Genomic DNA, 24,801 nt, shown 5'->3' on the forward strand with positions numbered 1-24,801 from the left:
CTGCCGGAGCGGAACCTCGAGAAGTCGCCGACCTCGGACGCGAAGGCGGCGGCGAGCGCGAACCCGCACCCCTTGATGGACTGGAGCGCCTCGACCTCGGCCGAGAGGGGGCCCGCCGCGACGGCGGCCCTGTACTCGGCGAGGAGGGCCCCCCTCGTCTCGTCGGCCGCCTCGACCTCGTTCCTCAGCGCCGCGAGCGCCCGGATGCCGCCGTCGTCGGCGGGGTGTATGCCGTCGAGCCACCTGAGGAAGCCGTACGTCCAGTACCTCCGGGGGTTTCCCGCCGGCGTCGTGCCGCCGTAGACGTAGCCGCGGCGGGCGAGGAACGCCAGGAGCCGCTGCTTCGCCGCCGCGAGCCTCGCGGTCGCGGCGTCGTGGGCGGCGGCGAGGTCCCTGAGCCCCTCGATCTCGGGGGACGGCACCCATACCGGGGTGACGTCGTGCGACAGTATCGCCTTGGCCATCCTGGCCGCGTCGTTGCGGTCGTTCTTGGACGAGAGGTCGGCCGCCGACCTCGGGACCTTGGAGACGGCCGCGACGACGCAGTCGACGCCGAGCCCGGAGAGCTCCCTCTGCGGGGCGAAGCCGAGGTAGCCGCTCTCGTAGGCGGCGAGCGACGGGCCCGGGAAGCCCGACATCCACTCCGCGACCTCGCCCCACGGGTTGCCGCGGAACCTCCTCGCCACGGCCTCGCCCGTCTCCGCGTCGAGCGCGCAGACGGTGGTGGACCTGAGGTGTACGTCCATTCCGAAGGCGGTAGAATATCTAGGCACGGGAGCCTCCCAACCTCGTTGCGGCGCGGCTGCGCCTCTGGCACTTCAACAACATTGTCGCAGCCCCGACCCGCGGTCACGAGCGGGGGCTCCTGTCGTTTCCGTGCCCTCGGATTGGGTCATAGTGTCTGTCGTTGCCGAAACATCGGCGTTGCCGGACTAGTCATTGGGGACGTTCATAAATGACTACTCAGGAATGAGCGTGGATAATCTCCCGTTTTTGGCCTGTGTGCGGGCTCAAAGTGGGAGATTATCCACGCTCGCTTTAATTTGCCTGGGCTGCGATGCCTATCTAATCGGCTCGGCGTCTTCCCTGAGAATCGAAAGATACTCTTCATACCCGTACTGCCGGTATCTCTGTCTTGACTCGTCGAGCGGACGGAGGATACCCAATTCTTCAAATGATTTGACGAGCGAGCTCGCGGTACTCCTGCCGATATCGAGTTGGGCAGCGATGAATGCGGTGTCGACGATGGGGTGCTCTTCAAGAATGCCCAACAGCCTTTGCCCGTTTACAGCAGTCCTTCCGAGATTTTCGGTAATGGTTGCTGTGGAACGGTTATGGAGGTCAACAAGGTTTTTTAAAGACCCTACCGAGTCCTTCGCACTCTCGAGAAGACTGTTGCAGAAAAACTCTATCCATTCCTCGTAAGTGCCTCTCTCCCTTACGGATGTGAGTTGCCGGTAGTACTCGCTTCGGTTTTTCTTGAACTGGAACGATGGATAGAACAAGCAAGAATGAAGAACGCCATCATTGATGAGCATAAGTGTAATGAGAAGCCTGCCCAGGCGACCGTTTCCGTCTAGGAATGGATGGGCAGTTTCAAATTGGTAATGGACGAGCGCCGCCCGCACAATCGGATCCATTTCGACTTGAGGCTCATTGATAAAGCGTTCGAGGTCCTGGAGCGTGTTACTCAAATCTTCAATGTTTGGAGGGACAAACGATGCGGTTGCAATGGTGCAGCCTGAGGGGCCAATCCAGTTTTGTGAGGAGCGCAGCTCGCCTGGATTCTTCTCCGTTCCGCGCACTCCGTCCAGCAGGACCGCATGAACTTGCCTAAGAAGTCTCGTGCACAAGGGCATCTTTTTGAGCAGTTCTACGCCGCGGTCGACAGCACGGACGTAATTCACGACGTCTGCGACATCTTTATGATGGAGTTGTGTTTGCAATGGACTAAGTAGGTCGTCAAACGTGCACTGGGTTCCTTCAATTTGCGAAGAAAGGAGTGCTTCTTTGCGCACGTACATTGTCAGATACATGTCGGCGTTGGGAACAAAGTAGAGCATGCCTTCAAGCTCTCCAAGCTTTCGTGAGCATGCGGAAAGCGTGCGATAGGTTTCCTCGGTGAGGTTTAGCTGCCTCAATGATTGCAAGGGCGTTGGAAAAAACGAATAGTAAGCCAATTTCCCCGATAGATTATTGCGGAGCGTTCCCTGGCCGTTCTCCTCGATTTGCATCGCGCCCTCCATATCTTTAGTGCCGGAAACTCGTTATTAGGCTAATCATATCAATTCTAATAACGAGTTTAAGGATTAAATAGTTATTAGAATATGTAGACGCATTTGGAAACACAAAATATGTGTATGCTTGGAGATTGACACCCACAGACCCGACACCAAAGGGAAAACGGGAAAAACCCTCACTTCGTGAACTGGAACAGCAGATAAGACGGGATATTGAGGACGGTATCGACAGCACAGGCAAGAAAATGACGCTTTGCCAACTCTACGCCAAACAGAACGCACAGAGGGCAAACGTGAAGAAAAGCACAATAAAACAACGGGAACAACTCATGCGGTTATTGAAAGAGGATAAGTTAGGTGCTAGGAGCATTGATATGATAAAACCCTCTGACGCTAAGGAATGGGCGTTACGCATGAAAGACAAAGGCTTTTCCTACAATACCATTAACAACCATAAACGCTCGTTAAAAGCGTCATTCTATATCGCCATACAAGACGATTGTGTAAGGAAAAATCCCTTTGATTTCAAGTTAAGTGAAGTCCTAGAAAATGATACCAAAGAGAAAGTGGCATTGACAGAGGAGCAAGAACAAGCCCTACTCTCATTCATCAAGACGGACAATGTGTATCACAAGTATTATGATGATGTGCTGATACTGTTAAAGACTGGACTTCGTATCTCGGAACTGTGCGGACTGACAGTAGCCGATATTGATTTCAAGAATGAAGTTGTGATTATCGACCACCAGTTATTAAAGAGCAAGGAACAGGGCTACTATATTGAAACGCCTAAGACAAAGAGCGGAACAAGGCAAGTGCCATTAAGCAAGGAAACGATACAAGCATTTCAACGGGTTATGAAGAAACGCCCAAAGGCAGAACCATTTGTGATAGACGGACGGAGCAACTTTCTATTTGTCAATCATAAGGGCAAGCCCAAAGTTGCGATTGATTACAACGCCTTATTTGTCCGTATGGTAAAGAAATACAACAAGCACCATAAGGATAACCCCTTGCCACATATCACACCGCATACGCTACGTCATACGTTCTGCACAAGGCTGGCAAGCAAGAACATGAACCCGAAAGATTTACAGTATATCATGGGGCATTCAAATATCAGTATCACAATGAACTGGTATGCTCATGCGTCCATAGATACTGCAAAATCAGAGGTTCAGCGTCTAATTGCATAAAAAGTATTTACCACGATTTTAACCACGCTTGATAGCGAAAATATAAGAAGATAGACCTAGATATGTGAGGTTTACCACAAAAGCAAAATGCCCGTAGAGCCGATAAAATAAGGCTTTGCGGACATTTAAGAAGATATAAAAAGATAGTCAAAAAGACATATATAATTTGATGTAAACAATCTAATGATGAGAAGTCGTTATTACTTGACCATGGAGCTCGGCTTGGTACAGGGGGGGGGGTTATCCAAAATGAGAGCGGATAATCTCCCGTTTTTGGCTCGGTGACGGCCTCAAAGTGGGAGATTATCCACGTTCGTTAGTTAAGCGTCCGAAAATCCACACTCGCCAAACCTACCAAAAAGGGACGGGTTTATTTTGGCACGTTTCGGTCGGTATCAGGAAGTGTCAGGGACGGGGCGGCGGCAGGACTCGAGAGCGAAAAGAAGTATCGGGTTTGGCGCGCCCGCTTCTGCCCGTCCCGCGCGTGGGCGATACTCGGCTTATCGACCTGCGATGCAAAGGAGATGCTCATCCCACGAGCACTACCGGGAAGGGCTTGCGATTCGAGCCCTCGCCTTAGTATTTTGGCCATTTAGCACTATAATCACCATAGGCATGCGCACAACGTTGCGCTTAATCAAGAGGAGAAAACATATGGGTCTGTTTGACATGTTTAAGAAGAAGGCTGAGCCTGCCGCTGCTGCAGCTCCCGCTTCCATCTCTGCTTCTGCCGGCGCCGACGTGCTGTGCTCGCCCGTCAAGGGCAAGGTCATCAAGATGGCCGACGTGCCCGATCCCGTCTTTGGCGGCGAGGTTCTGGGCAAGGGCTGCGCCGTGTGGCCCGAGGACGATCTGGTCTACGCTCCCTGCGACGGTAAGGTGACCGTCACCATGGGTCACGCCGTGGGTCTGCAGTCCGATAGCGGCATCGAGGTTCTGGTGCACGTTGGCGTCGATACCGTCAACATGAACGGCGACGGCTTCGAGGGCTTCGTCAAGGCCGACGACGTCGTGAAGGCCGGCCAGCCCATTCTCAAGATCGACCGCGCCAAGATCGCTGCTGCCGGTTACAAGGACTGCGTCGTCGTGGCCGTGTCCAACACCGCCGAGTTTGCCGACGTCGAGCTCACCGTCGAGGCAGAGTCCGCCGTCGCCGCCGGTGACGCCATCGTTAAGGTCGTCCGCAAGTAAACTGCGGCGTTCAAAGGATGTGCAAGGGTGGTCGGGTTTTCCGGCCACCTTTTTTATTGCACCGTGGGGAAGCGTTTTATTGCGCGTTGGGCGGGCTTGCAAACCGTTCGGACGCTAAAACGAACCGACCGCGCCTTCGCGTTGCCGAGGGTGTTCATAAGTGGATAGTATGGGCTTACTTATTACAACGTGTGCCGCGTCCGGGAAGCGCGGTGCCGCTCATTGGGAGGAACAACATGAAAAAGAAGCTGCTGCTTGTGCCCCTCATGGCCGTCTTGGTTGCATGCGTGGTCGTGCTTTCCGGCTGTGGAGGTCCTTCGGTCGAGGAACTCATCACCGAGGATCTTACGACGCAGTTTGACGAGGTCAAGAACGGTGGCGACGACTTCCTCTCTGGTCTGGAGGAGGCTTCGGGCGACGAGTTCGAGCAGCTGGGTATCGATCCCAAGGAGTATGCCAAGACCTATCTCGAGGGCTTTGACTACAAGATCGGCGACGTGACGGTCGACGAGGACAAGGGTGTCGCGACCGCCGAGGTCTCTATCACCTGCAAGTCTATGAACAAGATCGTCGAGGACTTCTCCACCCAGTATCAGGAGAAGGTCGCTGCGCTTGACACGGTTCCTTCCGATGACGAGCTGTACAAGATGGCCGGTCAGGTTATGGTCGATGTGACCAAGGCCACCGAGCCCAGGAAGACCACGGTTATCTTCAAGTACACCTGCAACGACGACGGCGAGTGGTCTGCCGACGACTCCGTCAACTCCGAGATGATGGATGCAATGCTGAGCTAGGGGGTTACGCGGTTCTACGAACCGCGTAACCAGTTGACGCTGCGCGCCGCCCAGGACGACAATTTGTCATTCAAAAGGCGAGGCATGACCAGAAGGTCTATGTCTTGCCTTTTTCATGCCAACTTGTTCGTCCTGTCATTGGGGACGTTCTTAAATGACCAGGCGGCAGTTGGGGACATTCCTTGTGCCAGCGTTGCATCGAGTGCTTGGGAAACCGCGACCCGGTTTTTGCCGAATAGTGGGTCGCATTTTCCGGATGGGGTGGATTGCGGAAAGTGCGACCCGGAATATTGCTCTGAAACGGGATGCGGTTTCCCTGATGCGCCTCAAACGGAAAGCGTATCCCATTCCGGAGCTCCAAAACGGGATGCGCTTTCCGCGCGGAAGAATTGTCGCAGCTGCGTTAAGCAGTGTCGCTCGTTACTCGCCCAGGATCAGCGCCGCGAGCTCTGCCTGGGTGTCCACCACGTAGTCGGCGCCGGCGGCCTCCAGCTCTGCACGGCCGCGGAAGCCCCAGCTGACGCCCGCGCTTTTAAGGCCGGCGTTGTGACCGGTCAGGATATCGACATTGGAATCGCCCACATAGAGCGTGGTTGCCGGGTCGGCGCCCAGCTCTTCCATCACATGCAGCGTAACGGGCGCTTCAGGCTTGGGGGGAAACGCATCGACACGGCCCTGCACCAGCGCAAAGCGCTCGGAACCAAAATACTTTTCGATAAGCGGAGCCGCCGAGACGTGGTCCTTGTTAGTGAGCACGGCAAGCTGAACGCCCGCGGCGCGCAAGCGGTCGAGCATCTCGATCGTGCCGGCATAGGGAGCGGTGTAGTCTTCCTTGTGCTCGCCGTAGTAAGCCCTAAACTCGGCAAGCGTCTGCTCAAACATGCGGCCGTCGCCTGCGTACTCGGCGGGCATAAAGCGCTCAACCAGCTTGAGCATGCCGTTTCCCACCTTGTAGCGGTACTCGTCAACGGCAAACGTGGGCCAGCCGTGCGCCTCGCAGGTATGGTTGCCGGCGGCCGCCAGGTCCTCGAGCGTGTTGAGAATGGTGCCGTCCAGGTCAAAGATCACATGGGAAAAAGCTGCTGCCATGGGTGCTCCTGCCGCTTGAGTTGTAAAACGCACCCCATGATACTGGGCATGCGTGCCGGGCATGTTTGGAATCTGAATATCTTTAATAGCCCTGAGCCTTTGTCGTTAGCAAATTCTCGGCAGCTGCTCTCCTACGAGCATGTCGAGGATGCGGGTCGAGCCCCAGCCGGTACGTACGCGCACGGCGGGTCGAGCGTCCGATCCAAGTGGCAGCACGCGGCCGATAATCGCGGCGTTCTCACCGTAGTGGGCGGCGCGCATGGCGGCCAGCGCCGCATCGGCTTGTTCGGCCGGCACGACGGCAACCATCTTGCCCTCGTTTGCCACCTGCAGCACATCGTAGCCGAGCATCTCGCAGGCGGCCTGCACGTCGGGACGCACGGGCACGGCATCCTCGTCGACCTCCATGGCAACGCCGCTGGCCTGTGCAAACTCGTTGAGTGTGGACGCCAGGCCACCGCGCGTGGGGTCGCGGAAGCAACGTGTGTCGGGTGCTGCGGAAAGCACATCGGCAATCAGGTGGTTGAGCGGCGCGGCATCGCTTTCGATGGTGCTCGAAAACGCCAGACCCTCGCGCTGACTCATGATGGCGATGCCGTGGTCACCCAGTGTGCCCGACACCAGGATGACGTCGCCGGGCCGGCAGTTTGCGCCGCTGAGCGCCACGCCCGCGGGTACCTCGCCCACACCGGCGGTATTGATATAGACGCCGTCGGCCCCGCCGCGCTCGACCACCTTAGTGTCGCCCGTGATTATGGACACGCCCGCTTCGTGCGCCGTTTCGGCCATCGTCTGCACAATCTGGTGGAGCTTATCCATGGGATAGCCCTCTTCGAGGATAAAGCCGCACGATAGGTAGCGCACGTTGGCGCCCGAGGTCGCGACGTCGTTGACGGTTCCGCACACGGCGAGGCGGCCGATGTTGCCACCGGGGAAGAACTGCGGCGAGACTACAAAGCTGTCGGTCGACATGGCGATGCGCCCGCTCGCGGGCAGCGCGGCGACGCCGGCGTCGTTGCCTTCGAGCAGCTCGGGCGACCCAAAGGCATCCAAAAAGACCTCATCGATGATGCGCTTCATCATCTGTCCGCCGGAGCCGTGGCCCAGCAGGACGGTGCTATCGGTAACGCTATGGGACATATCGAAAACTCCAATCGTGGGTGGAATTATATGGGTGAGGCGCAGCGTCGACTGGTCCGCCGTTCGTTAGAACGGCGGAACCTATTAGCCTCGGTAGCGGAAATATGCTGCGCAGCTGCCCTCGGAGCTCACCATGCAGGGGCCGACGGGATGCTCGGGCGTACAAGCGTGGCCGAACAGGGGGCAGTCGCTCGGCGTAATGGCCCCGCGCAGCACGTCGCCGCAGCGGCATCCGCGTGGCTCGACCGTTGGCTCGATGGACACGCCAAAGCGCATGCTGGCATCAAAGCGCGAGAATTCGGGACGAATGGCGAGTCCCGAAGCCGCAATCGACCCCAATCCGCGCCATGTGGTATCGCACGGCTCAAATACCTGCTCGACCAGCTGGCGCGCCACGGGATTGCCGTCGGCATTGACGCCGCGACGGTAGGCGTTGTCGATCGCGGGCTGCCCCTCAACAACCATCTGGACCAGCATGCAGATGCCCTGCAGGATATCGACCGGTTCAAATCCCGTGACCACGCCCGGGGTATTGAATTCGTCGACCAAAAAGCTAAAGGGCGCCAAGCCCGTGATGGTGGCGACGTGGCCCGGCAGGATAAAGCCGTCGATGGTGGTCTCGGGGTCGTTGGCGATGGCGCGCAACGCCGGCGGCGTGGCCTTGTGGGCGCAATAGACCGAGAAGTTCAAAAGCCCGCGCACCTCGGCCTCCAAGATGGCGGCGGCGATGGTGGGCGTCGTAGTCTCAAAGCCCACGCCCATAAAAATGACCGGGCGATCAGGGTTTTGCTCGGCAATGTCGAGCGCGTCGAGCGGGGAATAGACGATACGGATATCGCGCCCCGCCGCCTTTTGCGCAGCGAGCGAGGTGGATGATCCGGGCACGCGCATCATGTCGCCAAAGGTGGTGATGATGGCGCCGTCTATGTTGGCGAGCGCGATTGCGTGGTCGATGTCGCGGTTGGCGGTGACGCAGACGGGGCAGCCCGGGCCGCTCAGCAGCTTGAGCCCGGCCGGCATAATGGAGCGAAAGCCATAGCGCCCGATGCTCACGGTATGCGTGCCGCAGACTTCCATAAGGTTGATGGTGCGGTCGCCGACAAGCTCATGAATGCGCTCGATGAGCTCGCGAGCCAGCTTGGGATCGCGGAATGCCGAGAAATCGATACCGGAGCGCGCCGGCTGCTCGGGCGCCACTAGTAAGCCTCCGCCGGGTTGGTGGTCAGCTGGTCTTCTTCGACCAGCTCGGACATGGCATTAACAAGCTCGAGCGTTTCCTGTGCTTCCTGCTCGTCGACAATCTGGATGCCAAAGCCGGCGTGTACGAGAATATAGTCGCCAACCTGCGCCGTCGGCACGAGTCGCAGCGACACGGGGCGCTCGATGCCCATCATGTCGACGGTGGCCTTGAGGTCGTCGTCGCGTTTGACTACTTTACCGGGAACGGCAAGGCACATATTGTTCCCCTTTTATACGCTTTGCGCTGGACGGGCGCTCAATAATCCATCAGTTGATGGTAGCGCTCGCGGGCGCTGCGGGCAAACGCGCTACACCTGTGAGACGGCGGCTTGCGGGCTGGCCGAACAGCCTATTGTGGCGCGACCTGTGCGAGGCGAGTGCGTGCGACTGCTGCCTGACCGTAGGCGATGCAGCCGTCATTGACGGGTACGGTGTGGGGGACAAGGACAGTAAAGCCTGCGCTTTTGAGCTCGCGGGTGAGAAGCTGAAGCAGAAGTCGGTTCATGAACACGCCGCCCGAGAGCGCGACGGTGTCGATGCCCTCGTGCACGCAGATATCGCTGGCGATGCGCGCCGAGGAGCGCGCGACGGCGACATGGAAATCGAGTGCGAGCCTGTCGGCGGGCGCTCCGGCTTCAATTCCTCCCAAAAGTGCCTCAAAGAGCGCTTTCTGGTCCAGAACATAGGGGCCGTCCAGCCACGATGGGCCAGATGCGAAATAGCCGGCGTTGTCGTCGGGAAAATGGGCGATTTCGTTGTCGAGCGCGCGCCAGGCGGCGGCTTCGAGTTCTATGGCGGGTTCGCCCTCGTAGGTTGCCTTGTCGCAGATGTCCAGAATTGCTGCCGCGGCATCAAAGAGACGCCCCATGCTGCTGGTACGCGGGCTGTTGATGCCGCGCTCGATCATGGTGGCTGTCACGCTGCGCGTTTGCTCGTCGAGGCTGTCCAAAAGCCGAGCGGCACCTGGGTGCTCGAGCAGGCCGAGCTCACTGAGCAGGGCAAAGGCGTTGCGGCGGGCGTCGCGCACGGAGGCCGCCCCACCGGGGAGCGCCCAGGTGCGCAAATGCGCGGTGCGCTCAAAGCCGCCAAGGCTGGCAACAAGAAACTCGCCGCCCCAAATGGTCCCATCGGTGCCGGCGCCGGTGCCGTCAAAGGCGATGCCAAGGACGCGCGCGTCGGTTGTAAGCTGGCCCGCGGCGATGGCCTCGGCCATTACGCTCGCGATATGCGCATGATGGTGCTGCACCTCGACGAGCGGCAGATTGCATTTTCGCGTCTGCTCGCGCGCCCACTGGCCCGATAGATAGCTGGGGTGTAAATCGCAGGCCAAGGCGGCGGGCGCCAAGTCAAAGAGATCTTCCAAGCGCGTGCGCGCGGCGTTCCAGGCATCGAAGGTCCCGCCGTTTTCAACATCGCCGATATGCTGCGACACAAAACAGGTCGCCTCGCCGTTCGTCCCTTCACGCGTGAGCGTAATCGTGGCCTTTTGTTGCGGCCCGCAGGCGAGTACGCAGGACGGAGCGCGGTCGAGCGCCGGCAACGGCAGCGGTTGGGGTGCATATCCGCGAGCGCGGCGTACGGGCATAACGGCGCCGTCAACCACGCGCACTACAGAGTCGTCGTAGCGCGAGAGAATCGCGCGATCGTTGCCGAGCAACGCGTCGGCGATGCCGGCGGCAACGAGGTGTTCCCAGGCAAGGTCGTCGTCGGTCTCGATGGGTTCTTCGCTCAGGTTTCCGCTGGTCATGACGAGCGCGTGCATACCGCAGGCTTCTGCCGCGGCGAGCAACAGATGCTGAAGCGGCGTATAGGGGAGCATGACGCCGAGCTCGGGCAGGTCGCGCGCGACGGACGGTGCGAGTACGAGGGCGTCGGAAGAATCGCCGTCGTTCCCGCAAACAGCCCGCCGGCGCAGCAGCACGATGGGGCGGATACTGCCGGCGAGCAGATCGCGTTCAGCATCGTCGATATGGCACAGGCGCCCGGCATCGGCAAGACTGCGCACCATGACGGCAAGCGGCTTATTGCTGCGACGCTTGCGACGGCGCAGCTCGGCCACCGCCTGCTCGTTGGCAGCGTCACAGGATAGATGGAATCCGCCCAGGCCCTTGATGGCGACGATGCCACCGCTGGCCAGCAGCTCAACGCAGCGCTCGATGATAGCGTCGCTGGCCTCGCGTGTGGTGCCGACGGCCGGTGTCGCGGACGAATTCCCGCACGCATCGCTGTTTACAGCCTCGCGCCACGTAATATGCGGCCCGCAATCAAAGCAGGCATCGGGTTGCGCGTGAAAACGCCGGTCGAGTGGGTCGGCATACTCCGCGGCACACTTGGGACACATGGGGAAACGGTCCATCGATGTGGCCGCTCGGTCATAAGGCAGCGATCGGATGATGGTAAAGCGTGGGCCGCAGTTGGTGCAGTTGATAAAGGGGTAGTGATAGCGTCGGTCGGCGGGATCGAACAACTCGCGCAGACAATCGTCGCAGGTGGCGATATCGGGCGAGACGAGCGTCGTGTGCGCGGTCTGGTCCTGCGACGCCACAATGTGAAAGCCCTGCTCATCGGCAGTGCTCCAGCCGCCAGGCTCCAAATCCGCAATATCGACTCGCTCAACGCGGGCCGCCGCGGGCGCATGCTCAGAAAGCGCGGCAACAAAAGCATCGAGCGCATCGGCCGGAGCGTGCGCCTCGATATGCACGCCGTCGCCCGCGTTGAGCACCCAGCCGCAAATGCCGTGCGCCATGGCCTCGCGATACACAAACGGTCGCATGCCAACGCCCTGCACAATGCCCGTTACATGGATATGCGCATGTCGCATGCGACCCTCCTTCGTTGAAATGTGTGCTGTTACAGCCCCAGGCTCTGCTTGGTGGCGGCGCACGTGAGTTCGCCGTGCTTAACGCCGCGCAGGCCCAGCAGGCGGTCGGCTAGTTCGTAGACGCGCTCGCCGCGACCCTTGAGTGCCAGGATTTCCAAGCAGTTGTGGTGATCCAAATGCACGTGCATCGTCGATACGATCTCGTCGGTGTAGTCGTGCTGCACCTCGTCCAGGCGGCGCGTCAGATCGCCGGTGTGATGGTCGTAGATCATGGTGAGCGACCCGATAACGTGCTCATCGGGCGTGCGCATCTGCTCTTTGGCGATCGAGGCGCGAATCAAATCGCGCACGGCCTCGGAGCGGTTGGCCACGTCGCCGCGGCGCCCGATCTGCTCGTCAAAACGGCGCAGCAGGTCGTCGGGTGCGGTAACCGAAAAACGGACCAGCTCGGAGCCGGAGCCACTACAGTGGCAGCCCGCGTCACCGTCCGCCCCGTGCGGATGCTCGTGCTCGTACCCGCAGCAGTGCTCGTGTTCGGCCACCTTACACCAGCTTCACGGAGCCGACGGAGTTGTGGTCGGCCTCGATGGCTTCCTCGTAGCCCTCGAGCGCGTCATGCGCCTCGTGGAGCGCGGCCATGGCGGCCTCGAGCTTGGCGCCGATGCGCTCCATGTCAAAATTCTCGGTCGCATGCAGCAGCTGATGGCTCCACTCGTGAGCGAGCTCGATGGTGTCGTCGACCTGCTTGACGCTCATGGCAAGCTGGCTCATGTTCATTCCGACGTCATGCATGGAAAATCTCCTTTTGTATGGGGCAGTTCAGTGGTTCAGATTTTACTACGCCCGCTCTGTGCGCAGCTGCATAAGAAAACGGGTGCGAGTCTGTGCGACCCGCACCCGTTCACTGGGGGCTGTTTGTGACTACCATACTATCCGTGGTTGCACTCGGTGCATCCAGAAGTCCGGCGAGCGGTGCAAAAGCGCTCATGGACGGCGGGTAAGTAACAAGCGTATTACAGATGCTTCTCCAGCAGCGCCTGCAGCCTCGCCTTGGGCAGAGCGCCAACCGAGCGGTCAATCTCCTCGCCGTTCTTAAACACAATCAGCGTGGGGATGCTCATGACGCCATACTTCATGGCCAGGTCCTGGTTGTCGTCGACGTTGCATTTGGCAACGGCAAGCTTGCCCGCCAGCTCATCGGCAACCTCGTCAACGATGGGCGAGAGGGATCGACAGGGCCCGCACCACGGTGCCCAAAAATCGACCAGCACGGGCAGGCTGTCGTTAACGATGGAATCGAAGTTCTCGGGGGTAATCTGATTAATGTCAGCCATGGTGACCTCCATAATGCGACGCGGCTTGGCCGCGTAAAACTCAGTACGACCGTGCTTATACCCAGCCGCCCGCAAAGCAACCACTCGTAGGCGGCTCTTTTATATAATGGTGGGCACGCAAACGATTGGAGAGCGCATGCCCACGTCACAAAGCCAGAAAAAAGAAGCCATCGCCCAGGCGACCGAGCAGGAGCTCGCATCGCTCGCGGGCCGTGGCGTGCGTATCGCGGGCAACGCGTGCTCGCCGATCGTGCTGGTCAAAGGCGATCTGGACGAGGCCGAGCGTTCGGGTGGCGAGCTTGCCGCCGGCCCGGATGGCGCGGCGTTGCGCAAGGCGCTTGGGGCCATCGGCTACGCGCCCGAGGATTTTTGCGTGCTGGCAAGCGTCGCCGGCGTGGGTGATGGGACGGTCGCGGTGGGCGAGACTCTGCCGTGCGAGCTGTTCCGTGAGGCGCTTGAGGCTTTGGACCCCGAGGCGGTGCTGCTGCTCGACAACAACGCGGCTGACGCCATGCGCGAGACCTACGCCGATATGCTCGTGGCGATTGATGACTTCGACACCGCCATGCTCAAGCCCGGCCTGGTCGCCCATGTGCAGGGCCGCCGCGTGCTCGCGCTCGATGGCTTTGAGGCGGCGCTGACCGACAAAGCGGCCAAGCAGCGCATGTGGGCCTACATCAAGCAGCTGACCCCGGCGGCCGCCCCGCTGTAGCGGATTGGCGCCGGCGAGCGATTGCCTGGCGGGCAAGGCGCGCCTCGAGATCGGCACCGCACTTCTACATCACGGCGCGCAGCTCAAACCGATCGCCGTTAATGCGGAACTGACAGTTGCCGTTCATGCGCTCCACGGCAAGTTTGATGCTCTTGGTGCCAAAGCCGTGGCCCGCATGCCGGGTCACGGGCATGCCGTCGACCATGCGCGGCGCGCGGTCAAACGTGTTGGAAACTAACAGCAGCAGCTGGCCGTCCTCTAATCGCAGGTCAAAGTCGACGAATCGCTTTCCCTGGGGCGCGGCGCTCGCGGCGGTGATAGCGTTTTCCAAGGCATTTGAGAGCACGCTAAACAGGTCGGCGTCACCTACGTGGATGGTTTCGGGTACGGCGGCGCGCAGGTTGGCGGCAATGCCGTTTCTATTGATATCCGAGTTAAATGACGAAAGCGCGATGTTTACGGTCTCGTTGGCGCAGAAGCGGCGTACGGCGGTGCGATCGCCGGCTTCGCAGAGTTCATCGATGCGTTTGAGCGCCTCGTCGGTGTGGCCCTCCTCAATTAAAGCGGCCAGGCCGCGTAGGAAGTGGCGCATATCGTGGCGAAGAATCGACAGCTCGCGCCCAGATTGACGCCAAGCCTCGAGCTCTTTGATGGCGGCGCTGTCGCGGGTTTCGAGCATCCAGCGCTCTCGCTCAGCGGTTTCCTTTTCTTCGTATTCGCGCAGGTAAACGGTAAGAAACATAAGATAGAAGGCGCAGAGCGCAAATGCCAAAAACTCAACCGTTACCACCGAGCCCGAGTGGAACAGCGTGGTGTAGACGTTGGTGGCATAGTCAAAGACGTAATAGACGAGCGGCAGGATTAAAAGGATGCCCAGCTCGGTGGTGCTTTTAATCGCCAAGCGCGGACCGATGTCGCCGGCCCAATGCAACAGGACGGCAAAGACGGCGAGTGTGGTCGCGATGCGCGCCAGATAGTACGCGATCTGAGAATCGGTTGCGGCAAATGCGGCGATGCCCATCCAATTGCTGAACTGGCAGCTCAGATAGGCACTCGTAATGCCGAGCACGGCAAGCAGCGGGCTCAGACGGTAGCGCGCGCACAAATAGATGACGAGCGGCAGATGCACGACGAGCGGATATACCTGGCGGGCAAAAAGCTCGCCGCCGACGGCATTGGCGAGGCCAAATGCGCATCCGGTTACGGCACCGACCAACACCAGTTCAAGCGCATGACGCCGGTTGATCTCGACACCGCACAGCGCCGCCGAGGCAAAGACGCCAAAGAGTAGCGTCGTGGCGTGGTGGATTGCCCAAAGGACCATTTCGACCGAGGAGACCATCAGTGTCTCCCACCCTCAAAGCGCGCCGCAAAGTAGGCGTCTTGGAATCCCTGCTTGCAGCTGCGCGAAAGCGGGATGCACGCGCCCGAGCGCATGACGATGTCCGTGCGGTCAAAGTGATCGATATTGCGCAGGTTGACCTGGTAGCTGCGGTGGCATTTAAAGAAGACCGCGTTTTGCTCCAAGCGGTCCTCGACGCTGCGGAACGACTCGAGTGCCTCGATATCGCGTCCGTCGCGCAGGTGGAAGACCACGTGCTTGTTGCGCGCCTCGGCATATTCGATGTCGGACAGGCGCAGGGCGTGGTAGCCAAAGGAAGTTTTGATCACGAGCTCGTCGGTTGCCGCCGGGCGCATGCTCGAAAGCTCGTCGAGTAACTGCGCCAGGCGTTCGTAAGTCACGGGCTTGAGCAGATAGTCGAAGGCGCGGACCTCGTAGGATTCAAGCGCGAACTCGGGCGACGAGGTGAGGAACACCAGGCGCACGGCGGTGTCGGCCTGGCGCAGTTCGCGTGCGGTGTCCATGCCGTTGACGAGCGGCATGATCATGTCGAGCAGAATGATGTCGGCGCGCGATGCGGCATGGCGGGCCAGCAGGTCCTCGCCGCGCGTGACGAGCGCAACATCGACCGTCGTGCCCGTCTCGGTCGACCAACGGTCGATCATCCGGTGCAGTCTATCTAGAAAAGCGACATCATCGTCGCAGGCAATAATCTTGAGCATTCTAAGCCCCCTTAGTAGTTCGATTTTGCCACATTGGGTGCGGACCGCTTGTGGGGGTGCGGACCGTTTGCGCCCCACGGCGTGCAACTCGCGCCAAGCGGTATTGCGGTGGCGAAAGATGCCTCCTGCGCCATCGAGAGCTCAGCTATCCTCAGCTTGCCAGTTCGAATATGGACCTGCCACATGATTGAATCTTTATTTCAACTTTACACCTAGGTTTACAGCTGTCTTGTCAGCTGTAAACCTAGGTGTCATACTAAAGCCCCAAGATTCGCCAAAAGAGAGGGGCCTTGATGGCACAGAGCGCGAACATGGATGCGTCGGAGCTTGCACGCGATATCGCGGCCGGCCTGGCATCGGCAACGACGGCAACGGAGCGTGCGGCACTGGTGCCCGCAGAGCTCGTCGAGGCCATTCAGCAACTAAAAACCCAACGTGACGCGGTAATCCTGGCGCACTACTACGTGGCGCCCGAGGTCCAAGCCGTTGCCGATTACGTCGGCGACAGCTTCTACCTGGCCAAGCTCGCCAAGAGCCTGCCACAGCGGACCATCGTGCTGTGCGGCGTGGAGTTTATGGGCGAGAGCGCCAAGCTGCTCAATCCCACTAAGACCGTGCTGCTGCCCGAGCCGGGCGCGGACTGCCCCATGGCTCACATGGTCAAGCGCGAGACGGTCGACGCGGCGCGCGCCGAGTACGGCGACGACCTGGCCGTGGTGTGCTACGTCAACTCCACGGTCGAGATCAAGAGCTGGAGCGACGTGTGCGTCACCAGCTCCAATGCCGTCAAGATCGTGTCCGAGCTGCCGCAGCAGCATATCCTGTTCATTCCCGACCAAAACCTGGGCCGCTTCGTAGCCGAGCAGGTGCCGCAAAAGCACATCATCCTCAACAACGGCTACTGCCCGCGCCATCACATTATCACCGTCGAGCAGATCGTCGACGCGACGGAGGCCCACCCCGACGCGCTCGTGCTGGCGCATCCTGAGTGCAAGGCCGACGTCCTGGCCGAGGCCGACTACATCGGCTCCACCGCCGGCATCATCAAGTACGCCGAGGAGTCCGACGCGAGCGAGTTCATTATCGTGACGGTCCGCGGCGTGCTCTACGAGCTCGAGCGCCGCTGCCAGGGCACCGGCAAGAAGTTCTACTTCCCCGCGGTGCAGCCCACCTGCGTCAACATGGATCTCATCACGCTCGAAAAGCTCGTGCGCTGCCTGGAGACGGGCGAGGGCGAGGTGCAGATCGGTGTGTCGGACGAGGCTGCCGACCAGGCAAAACTTACGCTCGACCGTATGCTCGAGTACGCAGCGCGCTAGAACAATGTGACATGAGGGGCAGTCCCTTATGCCACATTACAAGGGAGAGGATTCCTGTGAAAACCAAACAATACCCCGACATGGAGTGCGACGTCGTTATTGCCGGCTGCGGCGTGGCGGGCCTGTACGCAGCTCTCAACCTGCCGACGAGCACGCGCGTGATCATGCTCTCCAAGGGCTCGGTCGATGAGTGCGATTCGATGCTCGCGCAGGGCGGCATTTGCGTGCTGCCCGAAGGCTCGGACTACGATGCCTTCTTTGAGGACACCATGCACGCCGGTCATTACGAGAACCGCCGCGAGAGCGTCGACATCATGATCCGCTCGAGCCGCTCGGTCATCAACGACCTGCTGGCCATGGGCGTGGATTTTGAGCGCAAGGCCGACGGCAGCCTCAACTTTACCCGCGAGGGCGCGCACAGCCGTCCGCGCATCGCCTTCCATGCCGATATTACCGGCAAGGAGATCACGACCAAGCTGCTCCAGGCCGTTCGCAAGCTGGATAACGTGCAGATTTTGGAGCACGTGGCCATGACCGACATCCTAACGGGCGAGCGTGACGGTGCCACGGTGTGCACCGGCGTCGTCGCCGTTCCCGTGGACGAGAACAACTCGGTTCGTCCCGCCGACGAGCTGGTAAATACCGCCGAGGGCGCGCATGCCGGCGAGCCGTTTAAGATCCATGCCCGCCACACGCTGTGGGCAACGGGCGGCATCGGCGGCGTATACGACCATTCGACCAACTACCCGCAGCTCACGGGCGATGCCTGCTACATCGCTCAGGAGCATGGCATTAAGATGGAGCATCTGGACTACGTGCAGATTCACCCCACGGGACTGTTCTCGCCGCAGCCGGGTCGCACCTTCCTGATCAGCGAGAGTTGCCGCGGCGAGGGCGCGATTTTGCTCAACGCCGCCGGCGAGCGCTTTACCGATGAGCTTCAGCCGCGCGATGTGGTCGCCGCCGCTATTCGCGAGCAGATGAAGCAGGACGGTGCCGAGCACGAGTGGCTGAGTTTTGCCCCCGTCGAGCGCGATGTGGTGACCGGGCACTTTGCCAACATTCGCGCGCGCTGCCTGGAGGACGGTCGCGACATCTTGGACGAGCCCATTCCCGTTACGCCCACGCAGCACTACTTTATGGGCGGCGTATGGGTCGATAAGGACGGCCGCACTTCGATGCCAGAGCTCTACGCCGCGGGCGAGACGGCTTGCAATGGCGTTCACGGCAAGAATCGCCTTGCATCAAACAGCCTGCTCGAGGCGCTGGTCTGGGGTCGTCGCGCCGCGTGGTGCATGCGTACCGGCGAGTCGCTGGCCGTGGAGCAGGCGGGCGATCCCGCGCTCGATGGCCGTCATCGCGCTCTGAGCGCCGACACCCTGGCAATCGATGATTTGGCCCGTGCTGCCGGCACGCAGGCCGTGGAGGAGTAGACCATGAATCCCATTACCATGAAGCTCGTCGCCGATGATCTGATTCTGCAGGCCCTGCGCGAGGACATCACGTTCGAGGACGTGAGCACGGCGAGCGTGTGTCCCACGGCGCGCCCCGCCACGGTGGAGCTTATCGCCAAGGCCGACGGCATCATCGCCGGCTTGGATGTGTTTGCCCGCACCTTTGAGTTGCTGGATCCGCAGAGCTCGGTGCTGCTCGACGTTGCCGATGGCGACGAGGTGCACGCCGGCGACCATGTGGGTCAGGTGCGCGGCGACGCGCGCGTGCTGCTTTCGGGCGAGCGTGTGGCGCTCAACTACCTGCAGCGCATGAGCGGCATCGCTACCTATACGCACCAGATGGCTGCAGCGCTCGAGGGCACCAAGACTGTGCTCGTCGACACGCGCAAGACCACGCCGGGTATGCGCGTGTTTGAGAAGGCGGCGGTCGAGATCGGCGGCGGCAGCAACCACCGCTACAACCTGTCGACGGCCGTCATGCTCAAGGACAACCACATCGATGCCGCCGGTGGCGTGGCGCGCGCGATCGAGATGGCGCGCGCCCATGCGTCGTTTACCACGACGGTCGAGATTGAGTGCGAGAACCTGGACATGGTGCGCGAGGCTGTGGAGGCCGGCGCCGACATCATCATGTTCGACAACATGACCCACGACGATATGGCTGCCGCGATTGAGCTTATCGCCGGCCGCGCCAAGACCGAGTGCTCGGGCAACGTGGACGCCAGCAATATCCGCGCGCTCGCCGACCTGGGCGTTGACTTTATTAGCTCGGGGGCGCTGACTCACTCTGCGCCGATTCTCGACCTCTCGCTCAAGCACCTGCGTCTGTTGGACGGTAAATAATGGACGCCCGCGAGCGTCGCCGTGCCATCATGGCCGTGCTCGAGGGAGCCAAGGGACCCGTTTCGGGCAGCGCACTTGCCCGCGAGGTGGGTGTGAGCCGCCAGATTGTCGTGCAAGACATCGCTCTGCTGCGCGCCGACGGGCACGATATCGTGGCGACCAACCGTGGTTATGTGCTGCAGGAGGCCCCCAGCAGCCCCGCTGTGCCCACGCGCTTGGTCAAGGTTCGCCACAGCGTGGAGCAGGCGGGCGATGAGCTCACGAGTATCGTCGACGCCGGCGGCTCCGTGCTCAATGTGATCGTCAATCACCGCGTATACGGTAAGATCACGGCTGATCTGGACATCCGCAATCGCCGCGATGTCGAGCGCTATCTGCGCGATATCGAGAGCGGCAAGAGCTTTCCGCTGCTAACGGTGACCAGCGGCTACCACTTCCATCGCATCGCCGCGGAGGATGAGCAAACCCTCGACGAGATCGAGGCCATGCTCAAAGAGAAAGGCTACCTAGCCGATTTAATGCCCTACGAGGATGATTTGTCCTAGCCCGACACCGTCCCCAATTAGCTGCCCACATATGCAAAAGGAGGCCTCCGCGGCGATGCGGAGGCCTCCTTTTTGTGCACGGTGTACTTGTGAGTGTGCAAATGGGGGAGTTGTTACTCCTCGACGATCTCGGTGATCGCGCCGGCGGGGCAAGCGTCCTGGCAAGCGCCACAGGCGACGCAGGAGTCCTCGTCAGCGACGGTAGCGACGTCCTGGAGCTCCAGAACGCCAGCGGGGCAGGAGTCGACGCAAACGCCACAAGCGATGCACTCGTCGGCATCAATTACGGGATGAGCCATGGTAGTTTCCTCTCTGTTGACCGACGCTACAGGCGATGCGCGCCGGTTTGATTCGGGCAAAAACATACCACGGGAGCGACCGTTTGCAATACCCTCTGGCCGGCATCTTCATACCGTTCGCCGAGTATGCCAAGGTTTACTAAAAAATGCGCAGGTGGGGCCGTTGAGCTGCGCAAATGTTAGCTAAAGGTGACTTGAAATATTGAGCTATTGAGCGCGTCTGCGGAAAGGGCATCCCGTTATTTGGCCGAAAACCGGGTCGCAGTTTCCGGTTAGGCCCGCTAGCGGAAAATGCGAGCCGGTATCAGCTCTCAAAACGGGATACGGTTTTCGGTTGAGCCTTCAGACGGAAACTGCGACCCGGAATCCACGCTCAAACTGGGATGAGCTTTCCGCAAGACGGCCCCCAGGCACCCCCGGACGCAAACCTCAGCCATCTCTACATAGATCTCGATAGATTTGCCGAGAACTCAATCAGCGCATCTACCTGCGCATTTAAGAACCTAAACTCTCAGCAATAAGAAATCTTATATGAATTGACTTAGATTTTGTATATTCCGGCCCATAAGGGGATACACTACATCCTGAAAGACAAGCCGAAACACCGCTCGGCAGACCGCCGAGTCGGTGCAAACGCACAAGAGAGAGGGAATTTCTAATGGGCAAGATTCTTGGTATCGACCTTGGTACTACTAACTCCGCAATGGCCGTTCTCGAGGGCGGTTCTCCGACCATTATCGTGAACGCCGAGGGCGACCGCACCACCCCGTCCGTCGTGGGCTTCCGTGCCGACGGCGACCGCGTCGTGGGTAAGGCCGCTAAGAACCAGGCTGTCACCAACCCCAAGAACACCGTGTTCTCCATCAAGCGCTTCATGGGCCGCAAGTACTCCGAGTGCACCTCCGAGATCAAGACCGTGCCGTACGAGGTCAAGGAGGGCCAGGGTGGCCGTGCCGTCGTCGACATCGAGGGCAAGGACTACACCGCCGAGCAGGTGAGCGCCATGACGCTCGCGAAGATGAAGGCTGACGCCGAGAAGTATCTGGGCGAGACCGTCACCGACGCCGTCATCACCGTCCCGGCCTACTTCAACGACGCCCAGCGTCAGGCCACCAAGGACGCCGGTAAGATCGCCGGCCTCAACGTCAAGCGTATCGTCAACGAGCCGACCGCTGCTGCTCTTGCCTATGGCCTGGACAAGCAGGGCACCGACCAGCGCATCCTGGTCTTCGACCTGGGCGGCGGCACCTTCGACGTCTCCATTCTCGACCTCGCCGACGGCGTGTTTGAGGTTCTGTCCACCTCGGGCGACAACCACCTGGGCGGCGACGACTGGGATCAGCGCGTCATCGACTGGATGGCCGATAAGTTCCAGCAGGAGAACGGTGTCGACCTGCGTCAGGACCCCATGGCCCTGCAGCGTCTGAAGGAGGCCGCCGAGAACGCCAAGAAGGAGCTCTCCGCGGCGCAGCAGTCCACCATTAACCTGCCGTTCATTACCATGAACCAGTCCGGCCCGCTGCACCTCAACTACACGCTGACCCGCGCCGAGTTCGAGAAGATCACCCGCGACCTGCTCGAGCGCTGCAAGCAGCCTGTCACCAACGCCCTGCGCGACGCCAAGCTTAAGCTCTCCGATCTGACCGAGGTCATCCTCGTCGGCGGCTCCACCCGTATGCCCGCCGTCCAGGAGCTCGTCAAGACTATGACCGGCAAGCAGCCCAACATGTCCGTGAACCCCGACGAGGTCGTTGCCGACGGCGCTGCCGTCCAGGGCGGCGTGCTCACCGGCGACGTCGAGGGCATCCTGCTGCTCGACGTTACCCCGCTGTCGCTGGGCGTCGAGACCATGGGCGGCATCATGACCAAGATGATCGACCGCAACACCACGATCCCGACCTCCAAGACCGAGGTCTACTCCACCGCTGCCGACAACCAGACCAGCGTCGAGATCAACGTGCTCCAGGGCGAGCGTGAGCTTGCCCGCGACAACAAGTCGCTCGGTAAGTTCCAGCTGACCGGTATCCCGGCTGCCCGCCGCGGCGTGCCGCAGATCGAGGTCACCTTCGACATCGACGCCAACGGTATCGTCAAGGTCTCCGCTAAGGACAAGGGCACCGGCAAGGAGCAGCAGATCACCATCTCCGGCTCCACCGCTCTGTCCGACGACGAAGTCGATCGTATGGTCAAGGACGCCGAGGCTCATGCCGAGGAGGACAAGAAGCAGAAGGAAGAGGTCGAGGTCCGCAACCAGACCGACAGCCTGTGCTACTCCACCGAGCAGACCCTCAACGAGCTGGGCGACAAGGTTTCCGCTGACGTGAAGTCCAAGGCCGAGGCCGCTATCGCCGACGCCAAGAAGGCGCTCGAGGGCTCTGACGTCGAGGCCATCAAGGCCGCCGGCGAGTCCCTGCAGTCCGTGGCCTATGAGCTGGCCCAGGTTGTCTACGCCGACGCTCAGCAGCAGACCGACGGTGCCGCCGGCGCCCAGCCTGCCGACGATGACGTCGTCGATGCCGACTACGAGGTTGTGGACGACGAGGACAAGTAATCATGTCCGCCCGTAAAGCTCGCACGGAGGCGGCTGCCGCTGGCGCCGCCCCCGTTGACTCTGAGGAGAAGGACGTGAAGATTCCCGTAGAGGCCGTCGACGATACCGAGGCCAACGAGGCCGCGGCCGCCGAGGCTGCCGAGAACCAGGTAGAGGATTCCAACAAGGAGGCGACGATGACCGAGGACGAGATGGTGGAAGCTGCTATCCGCGCCGGTGAGGAAGCCGCCGACAACGACTTTAAGCTCAAGTTCGAGCAGGCCCAAAAGGAGCTCGCCGACGTGCGCAGCGAGCTCGATGCTGCGGCAGAGGCTCAGAAGGCCGCAGAGGACAAGGCAAAGGACGCCACCGAGCGCACCGCCCGTCTGCAGGCCGACTGGGAGAACTTCCGTCGCCGCACCGCCAATGAGCGTATCGCCGAGCGCGAGCGCGCGACCGAGAAGCTTGTCACCGCGCTGTTGCCGGTGATCGACGATATCGAGCGCGCGATTGACCATGCCCGCAGTCAAGAGCTTTCCGACGACTTTAAGCAGTTCGTCGATGGCGTTGACGCGGTACATGCCAAGCTGCTCGACGTGTTCGCGCACGAGGGCGTTGAGCCAATCGACCCCAAGGGCGAGGCGTTCGATCCGCTCGAGCACCAGGCCGTGGGTCGCGTCGAGGACGCGTCGCAGTACGACGAGACCGTCAACGATGTGTACCAGAAGGGCTACCGCATGGCGGATCGCATCCTGCGTTCCGCGATGGTGACGGTGACCTACGGTGGCGAGAAGCGCCCCGCACCGGAGCCCGAAGCGGCGCCCGAGGATGCTACGGCCGATACGGCCGAGAGCACCGAGGAGTAATTGAGAGGGGCCCCGGGGCAACACCCGGGGCCCTTTCTGGCCTAGTGCCATATGAAAGCATGGGCCGTCGTCTGCATGGGCGGCGGACGTAACAGGAGAGGAGCTACGATGGCTGCAGGCAAAACCTTCTATGACATCCTGGGCGTATCCAAGAGCGCCTCCGACAAAGAGATCAAGAGCGCGTTTCGCAAGCTCGCGCAAAAATATCACCCCGATGCCGGCGGCGATGAGGCCAAGTTCAAGGAGATCAGCGAGGCCTACGAGACGCTTTCGGACGAGAAGAAGCGCAAAGAGTACGACCAGATGCTCATGTTTGGCGGCATGCCGGGCGCGGGCGGCGCGTATAGCGGTGGCTACGGAGCCAGTGCCGGCGCGAGCGGCTGGGGCGATATCTTTGACAGCATCTTTAGCGGCAACGGCGCCTGGGGCAGCGATTGGGGCTCGGGCTTTGCCGGGGCCGCGGGCGCTGCCGGTGCCGGTGCGGGCCGCAACCGCGCGCGCAAGGGCGGCGACCTGTCGCTGACTGTCGACGTGACGGCCGAGGACGCGTTTCGCGGCGTGACGCACAAGGTCACCTACCGCATTCCCTCGACGGGCGAGCAGCAGACCATTACGGTCTCGGTCCCTGCGGGCGCGGTCGATGGCGGCAAGCTGCGCTACAAGCGTCGCGGCGAGTATGGCGTTGCCGGCGGCGAGCGCGGCGACCTGGTCGTGACCACGCACGTGGAGGAGCATCCGCTGTTTAAGCGTAAAGGTGCCGACGTGACCATGGAGGTACCGGTCTCGGTCTATGAGGCGGCGCTCGGCTGCACGGTGGACGTGCCGACGCCCGGCGGTGCGACGGTTCGTTTGAAGGTGCCCGCGGGTACCCAGACGGGCAAGAAGTTCCGCTTTAAGGAAATGGGGGCGCCCGACGTTAAGCACCGTGGCCGCACGGGCGCGCTGCTCGTCGAGATCAAGGTGCAGGTCCCCACGAACCTATCCGATGACGAGCGCGATGCCATGACCAAGCTGCGCGAGGCCGACACGCGCGATTATCGCGAGAAGGTCAACCGTTACAAGGCGACGTACTAGGGCGGTCGTGGCGCACACCCGCGCCCGCGGGCTTATGATGGACGATAACGA

General features: G+C 60.8%; 24 protein-coding genes and 1 pseudogene. 12 read left to right on the forward strand and 13 right to left on the reverse strand.

Features of this window, described 5'->3' with window-relative positions; all coding sequences use genetic code 11:
* Together AB5Z54_RS01920 and AB5Z54_RS01925 are read right to left on the reverse strand one after the other, a co-directional pair.
* Nucleotides 1-773 (reverse strand): IS110 family transposase (locus AB5Z54_RS01920; protein WP_368159931.1); only part of this gene is annotated, 773 nt, incomplete at its 3' end.
* 288 nt (nucleotides 774-1,061) lie between these two features.
* Nucleotides 1,062-2,234, reverse strand: a complete 1,173-nt coding sequence (locus AB5Z54_RS01925; protein ID WP_368159933.1) for a Fic family protein — start codon at nucleotides 2,232-2,234, stop codon at nucleotides 1,062-1,064.
* Nucleotides 2,235-2,335: 101 nt separating this feature from the next.
* Here AB5Z54_RS01925 and AB5Z54_RS09865 point away from each other — a divergent pair.
* From AB5Z54_RS09865 to AB5Z54_RS01940, 4 genes and pseudogenes are all read left to right on the forward strand, one after another.
* Nucleotides 2,336-2,443 (forward strand): annotated as a pseudogene (locus AB5Z54_RS09865) (integrase DNA-binding domain-containing protein); the annotation flags it as partial.
* A 210-nt stretch (nucleotides 2,444-2,653) separates the two neighbouring features.
* On the forward strand, nucleotides 2,654-3,436 hold the full coding sequence (locus AB5Z54_RS01930; protein ID WP_438265559.1) for a tyrosine-type recombinase/integrase: 783 nt from the start codon (nucleotides 2,654-2,656) through the stop codon (nucleotides 3,434-3,436).
* A 654-nt stretch (nucleotides 3,437-4,090) separates the two neighbouring features.
* On the forward strand, nucleotides 4,091-4,627 hold the full coding sequence (locus AB5Z54_RS01935; RefSeq protein WP_035136613.1) for a PTS sugar transporter subunit IIA: 537 nt from the start codon (nucleotides 4,091-4,093) through the stop codon (nucleotides 4,625-4,627).
* Between the two features lie 236 nt (nucleotides 4,628-4,863).
* Entirely contained in the window at nucleotides 4,864-5,421 is a 558-nt protein-coding gene (locus tag AB5Z54_RS01940) for a hypothetical protein (protein ID WP_152067485.1), read from the forward strand.
* 420 nt (nucleotides 5,422-5,841) lie between these two features.
* Here the strand turns inward: AB5Z54_RS01940 and AB5Z54_RS01945 are convergent, their stop codons facing one another.
* The 8 genes from AB5Z54_RS01945 to trxA all read right to left on the reverse strand — a co-directional run bounded on the left by AB5Z54_RS01945 (nucleotide 5,842) and on the right by trxA (nucleotide 13,044).
* Entirely contained in the window at nucleotides 5,842-6,510 is a 669-nt protein-coding gene (locus AB5Z54_RS01945) for an HAD family hydrolase (protein WP_368159936.1), read from the reverse strand.
* 105 nt (nucleotides 6,511-6,615) lie between these two features.
* Nucleotides 6,616-7,650 (reverse strand): hydrogenase expression/formation protein HypE, encoded by a 1,035-nt coding sequence (gene hypE, locus AB5Z54_RS01950; RefSeq protein ID WP_368159939.1) that lies wholly within the window; start codon nucleotides 7,648-7,650, stop codon nucleotides 6,616-6,618.
* Nucleotides 7,651-7,734: 84 nt separating this feature from the next.
* Complete coding sequence (hypD, locus tag AB5Z54_RS01955) at nucleotides 7,735-8,847, reverse strand: hydrogenase formation protein HypD (RefSeq protein WP_368159941.1); 1,113 nt, start codon at nucleotides 8,845-8,847, stop codon at nucleotides 7,735-7,737.
* Nucleotides 8,847-9,107, reverse strand: a complete 261-nt coding sequence (locus tag AB5Z54_RS01960) for a HypC/HybG/HupF family hydrogenase formation chaperone (protein WP_055310039.1) — start codon at nucleotides 9,105-9,107, stop codon at nucleotides 8,847-8,849. The genes hypD and AB5Z54_RS01960 overlap by 1 nt, the downstream gene beginning before the upstream one ends.
* A 131-nt stretch (nucleotides 9,108-9,238) precedes the next feature.
* Entirely contained in the window at nucleotides 9,239-11,710 is a 2,472-nt protein-coding gene (hypF, locus tag AB5Z54_RS01965) for a carbamoyltransferase HypF (protein ID WP_368159944.1), read from the reverse strand.
* Nucleotides 11,711-11,739: 29 nt separating this feature from the next.
* Complete coding sequence (gene nikR, locus AB5Z54_RS01970; protein WP_238022778.1) at nucleotides 11,740-12,252, reverse strand: nickel-responsive transcriptional regulator NikR; 513 nt, start codon at nucleotides 12,250-12,252, stop codon at nucleotides 11,740-11,742.
* A gap of 1 nt (nucleotide 12,253) precedes the next feature.
* Nucleotides 12,254-12,502 (reverse strand): hypothetical protein, encoded by a 249-nt coding sequence (locus AB5Z54_RS01975; RefSeq protein WP_006235225.1) that lies wholly within the window; start codon nucleotides 12,500-12,502, stop codon nucleotides 12,254-12,256.
* A 221-nt stretch (nucleotides 12,503-12,723) separates the two neighbouring features.
* Complete coding sequence (gene trxA, locus AB5Z54_RS01980) at nucleotides 12,724-13,044, reverse strand: thioredoxin (RefSeq protein WP_022093990.1); 321 nt, start codon at nucleotides 13,042-13,044, stop codon at nucleotides 12,724-12,726.
* Between the two features lie 136 nt (nucleotides 13,045-13,180).
* On the opposite strand from trxA, the gene AB5Z54_RS01985 reads away from it, so the two are divergent.
* The gene (locus AB5Z54_RS01985) at nucleotides 13,181-13,756 is read left to right on the forward strand and encodes a hypothetical protein (RefSeq protein WP_260699689.1); all 576 of its coding nucleotides are present in this window, start codon (nucleotides 13,181-13,183) and stop codon (nucleotides 13,754-13,756) included.
* A gap of 64 nt (nucleotides 13,757-13,820) precedes the next feature.
* Here the strand turns inward: AB5Z54_RS01985 and AB5Z54_RS01990 are convergent, their stop codons facing one another.
* Together AB5Z54_RS01990 and AB5Z54_RS01995 are read right to left on the reverse strand one after the other, a co-directional pair.
* Nucleotides 13,821-15,098, reverse strand: coding sequence for a GHKL domain-containing protein (locus tag AB5Z54_RS01990; RefSeq protein WP_368159947.1), 1,278 nt, complete (start codon nucleotides 15,096-15,098; stop codon nucleotides 13,821-13,823).
* Nucleotides 15,098-15,820, reverse strand: coding sequence for a LytR/AlgR family response regulator transcription factor (locus tag AB5Z54_RS01995; RefSeq protein WP_368137430.1), 723 nt, complete (start codon nucleotides 15,818-15,820; stop codon nucleotides 15,098-15,100). Before AB5Z54_RS01995 ends, AB5Z54_RS01990 begins: the two co-directional genes overlap by 1 nt.
* Nucleotides 15,821-16,113: 293 nt before the next feature.
* Between AB5Z54_RS01995 and nadA the strand changes: the two genes are divergently transcribed.
* Genes nadA through AB5Z54_RS02015 form a run of 4 tightly spaced genes read left to right on the forward strand, consistent with a single transcriptional unit; the run spans nucleotide 16,114 to nucleotide 19,981 of the window.
* A complete protein-coding gene (gene nadA / locus AB5Z54_RS02000) occupies nucleotides 16,114-17,139 on the forward strand; it encodes a quinolinate synthase NadA (RefSeq protein WP_368159950.1) in 1,026 nt (341 codons plus the stop codon).
* A gap of 56 nt (nucleotides 17,140-17,195) precedes the next feature.
* Nucleotides 17,196-18,572, forward strand: coding sequence for an L-aspartate oxidase (locus AB5Z54_RS02005; protein ID WP_368159953.1), 1,377 nt, complete (start codon nucleotides 17,196-17,198; stop codon nucleotides 18,570-18,572).
* 3 nt (nucleotides 18,573-18,575) lie between these two features.
* On the forward strand, nucleotides 18,576-19,436 hold the full coding sequence (nadC, locus tag AB5Z54_RS02010) for a carboxylating nicotinate-nucleotide diphosphorylase (protein ID WP_148332503.1): 861 nt from the start codon (nucleotides 18,576-18,578) through the stop codon (nucleotides 19,434-19,436).
* On the forward strand, nucleotides 19,436-19,981 hold the full coding sequence (locus AB5Z54_RS02015; protein WP_148332500.1) for a transcription repressor NadR: 546 nt from the start codon (nucleotides 19,436-19,438) through the stop codon (nucleotides 19,979-19,981). Before nadC ends, AB5Z54_RS02015 begins: the two co-directional genes overlap by 1 nt.
* 113 nt (nucleotides 19,982-20,094) lie before the next feature.
* Here AB5Z54_RS02015 and AB5Z54_RS02020 read toward each other — a convergent pair whose 3' ends face one another.
* On the reverse strand, nucleotides 20,095-20,346 hold the full coding sequence (locus tag AB5Z54_RS02020) for a ferredoxin family protein (RefSeq protein ID WP_158564522.1): 252 nt from the start codon (nucleotides 20,344-20,346) through the stop codon (nucleotides 20,095-20,097).
* 592 nt (nucleotides 20,347-20,938) lie between these two features.
* Here AB5Z54_RS02020 and dnaK point away from each other — a divergent pair.
* The 3 genes from dnaK (at nucleotide 20,939) to AB5Z54_RS02035 (ending at nucleotide 24,750) form a co-directional block, all read left to right on the forward strand.
* Entirely contained in the window at nucleotides 20,939-22,831 is a 1,893-nt protein-coding gene (dnaK, locus tag AB5Z54_RS02025; protein WP_117637945.1) for a molecular chaperone DnaK, read from the forward strand.
* A gap of 2 nt (nucleotides 22,832-22,833) precedes the next feature.
* Nucleotides 22,834-23,676 carry a nucleotide exchange factor GrpE gene (locus AB5Z54_RS02030; protein ID WP_148332498.1) on the forward strand — a complete coding sequence of 281 codons (843 nt, stop codon included), beginning with the start codon at nucleotides 22,834-22,836 and terminating at the stop codon, nucleotides 23,674-23,676.
* Between the two features lie 108 nt (nucleotides 23,677-23,784).
* A complete protein-coding gene (locus tag AB5Z54_RS02035; protein ID WP_368137425.1) occupies nucleotides 23,785-24,750 on the forward strand; it encodes a DnaJ C-terminal domain-containing protein in 966 nt (321 codons plus the stop codon).
* Nucleotides 24,751-24,801 lie beyond the last annotated feature (51 nt).

The sequence above is a fragment of the Collinsella aerofaciens genome, from assembly GCF_040910185.1.
Lineage (GTDB): Bacteria > Actinomycetota > Coriobacteriia > Coriobacteriales > Coriobacteriaceae > Collinsella > Collinsella aerofaciens_BF.

Coding starts and splice junctions, on each gene's coding strand:
- AB5Z54_RS01925 (WP_368159933.1), bottom strand. CDS start 2,234: ATGCAAATCGAGGAGAACGGCCAGGGAACGCTCCGCAATAATCTATCG.
- AB5Z54_RS01930 (WP_438265559.1), top strand. CDS start 2,654: ATGAAAGACAAAGGCTTTTCCTACAATACCATTAACAACCATAAACGC.
- AB5Z54_RS01935 (WP_035136613.1), top strand. CDS start 4,091: ATGGGTCTGTTTGACATGTTTAAGAAGAAGGCTGAGCCTGCCGCTGCT.
- AB5Z54_RS01940 (WP_152067485.1), top strand. CDS start 4,864: ATGAAAAAGAAGCTGCTGCTTGTGCCCCTCATGGCCGTCTTGGTTGCA.
- AB5Z54_RS01945 (WP_368159936.1), bottom strand. CDS start 6,510: ATGGCAGCAGCTTTTTCCCATGTGATCTTTGACCTGGACGGCACCATT.
- hypE (WP_368159939.1), bottom strand. CDS start 7,650: ATGTCCCATAGCGTTACCGATAGCACCGTCCTGCTGGGCCACGGCTCC.
- AB5Z54_RS01960 (WP_055310039.1), bottom strand. CDS start 9,107: ATGTGCCTTGCCGTTCCCGGTAAAGTAGTCAAACGCGACGACGACCTC.
- hypF (WP_368159944.1), bottom strand. CDS start 11,710: ATGCGACATGCGCATATCCATGTAACGGGCATTGTGCAGGGCGTTGGC.
- AB5Z54_RS01975 (WP_006235225.1), bottom strand. CDS start 12,502: ATGCATGACGTCGGAATGAACATGAGCCAGCTTGCCATGAGCGTCAAG.
- trxA (WP_022093990.1), bottom strand. CDS start 13,044: ATGGCTGACATTAATCAGATTACCCCCGAGAACTTCGATTCCATCGTT.
- AB5Z54_RS01985 (WP_260699689.1), top strand. CDS start 13,181: ATGCCCACGTCACAAAGCCAGAAAAAAGAAGCCATCGCCCAGGCGACC.
- AB5Z54_RS01990 (WP_368159947.1), bottom strand. CDS start 15,098: ATGGTCTCCTCGGTCGAAATGGTCCTTTGGGCAATCCACCACGCCACG.
- AB5Z54_RS01995 (WP_368137430.1), bottom strand. CDS start 15,820: ATGCTCAAGATTATTGCCTGCGACGATGATGTCGCTTTTCTAGATAGA.
- nadA (WP_368159950.1), top strand. CDS start 16,114: ATGGCACAGAGCGCGAACATGGATGCGTCGGAGCTTGCACGCGATATC.
- nadC (WP_148332503.1), top strand. CDS start 18,576: ATGAATCCCATTACCATGAAGCTCGTCGCCGATGATCTGATTCTGCAG.
- AB5Z54_RS02015 (WP_148332500.1), top strand. CDS start 19,436: ATGGACGCCCGCGAGCGTCGCCGTGCCATCATGGCCGTGCTCGAGGGA.
- AB5Z54_RS02020 (WP_158564522.1), bottom strand. CDS start 20,346: ATGTTTTTGCCCGAATCAAACCGGCGCGCATCGCCTGTAGCGTCGGTC.
- dnaK (WP_117637945.1), top strand. CDS start 20,939: ATGGGCAAGATTCTTGGTATCGACCTTGGTACTACTAACTCCGCAATG.
- AB5Z54_RS02030 (WP_148332498.1), top strand. CDS start 22,834: ATGTCCGCCCGTAAAGCTCGCACGGAGGCGGCTGCCGCTGGCGCCGCC.
- AB5Z54_RS02035 (WP_368137425.1), top strand. CDS start 23,785: ATGGCTGCAGGCAAAACCTTCTATGACATCCTGGGCGTATCCAAGAGC.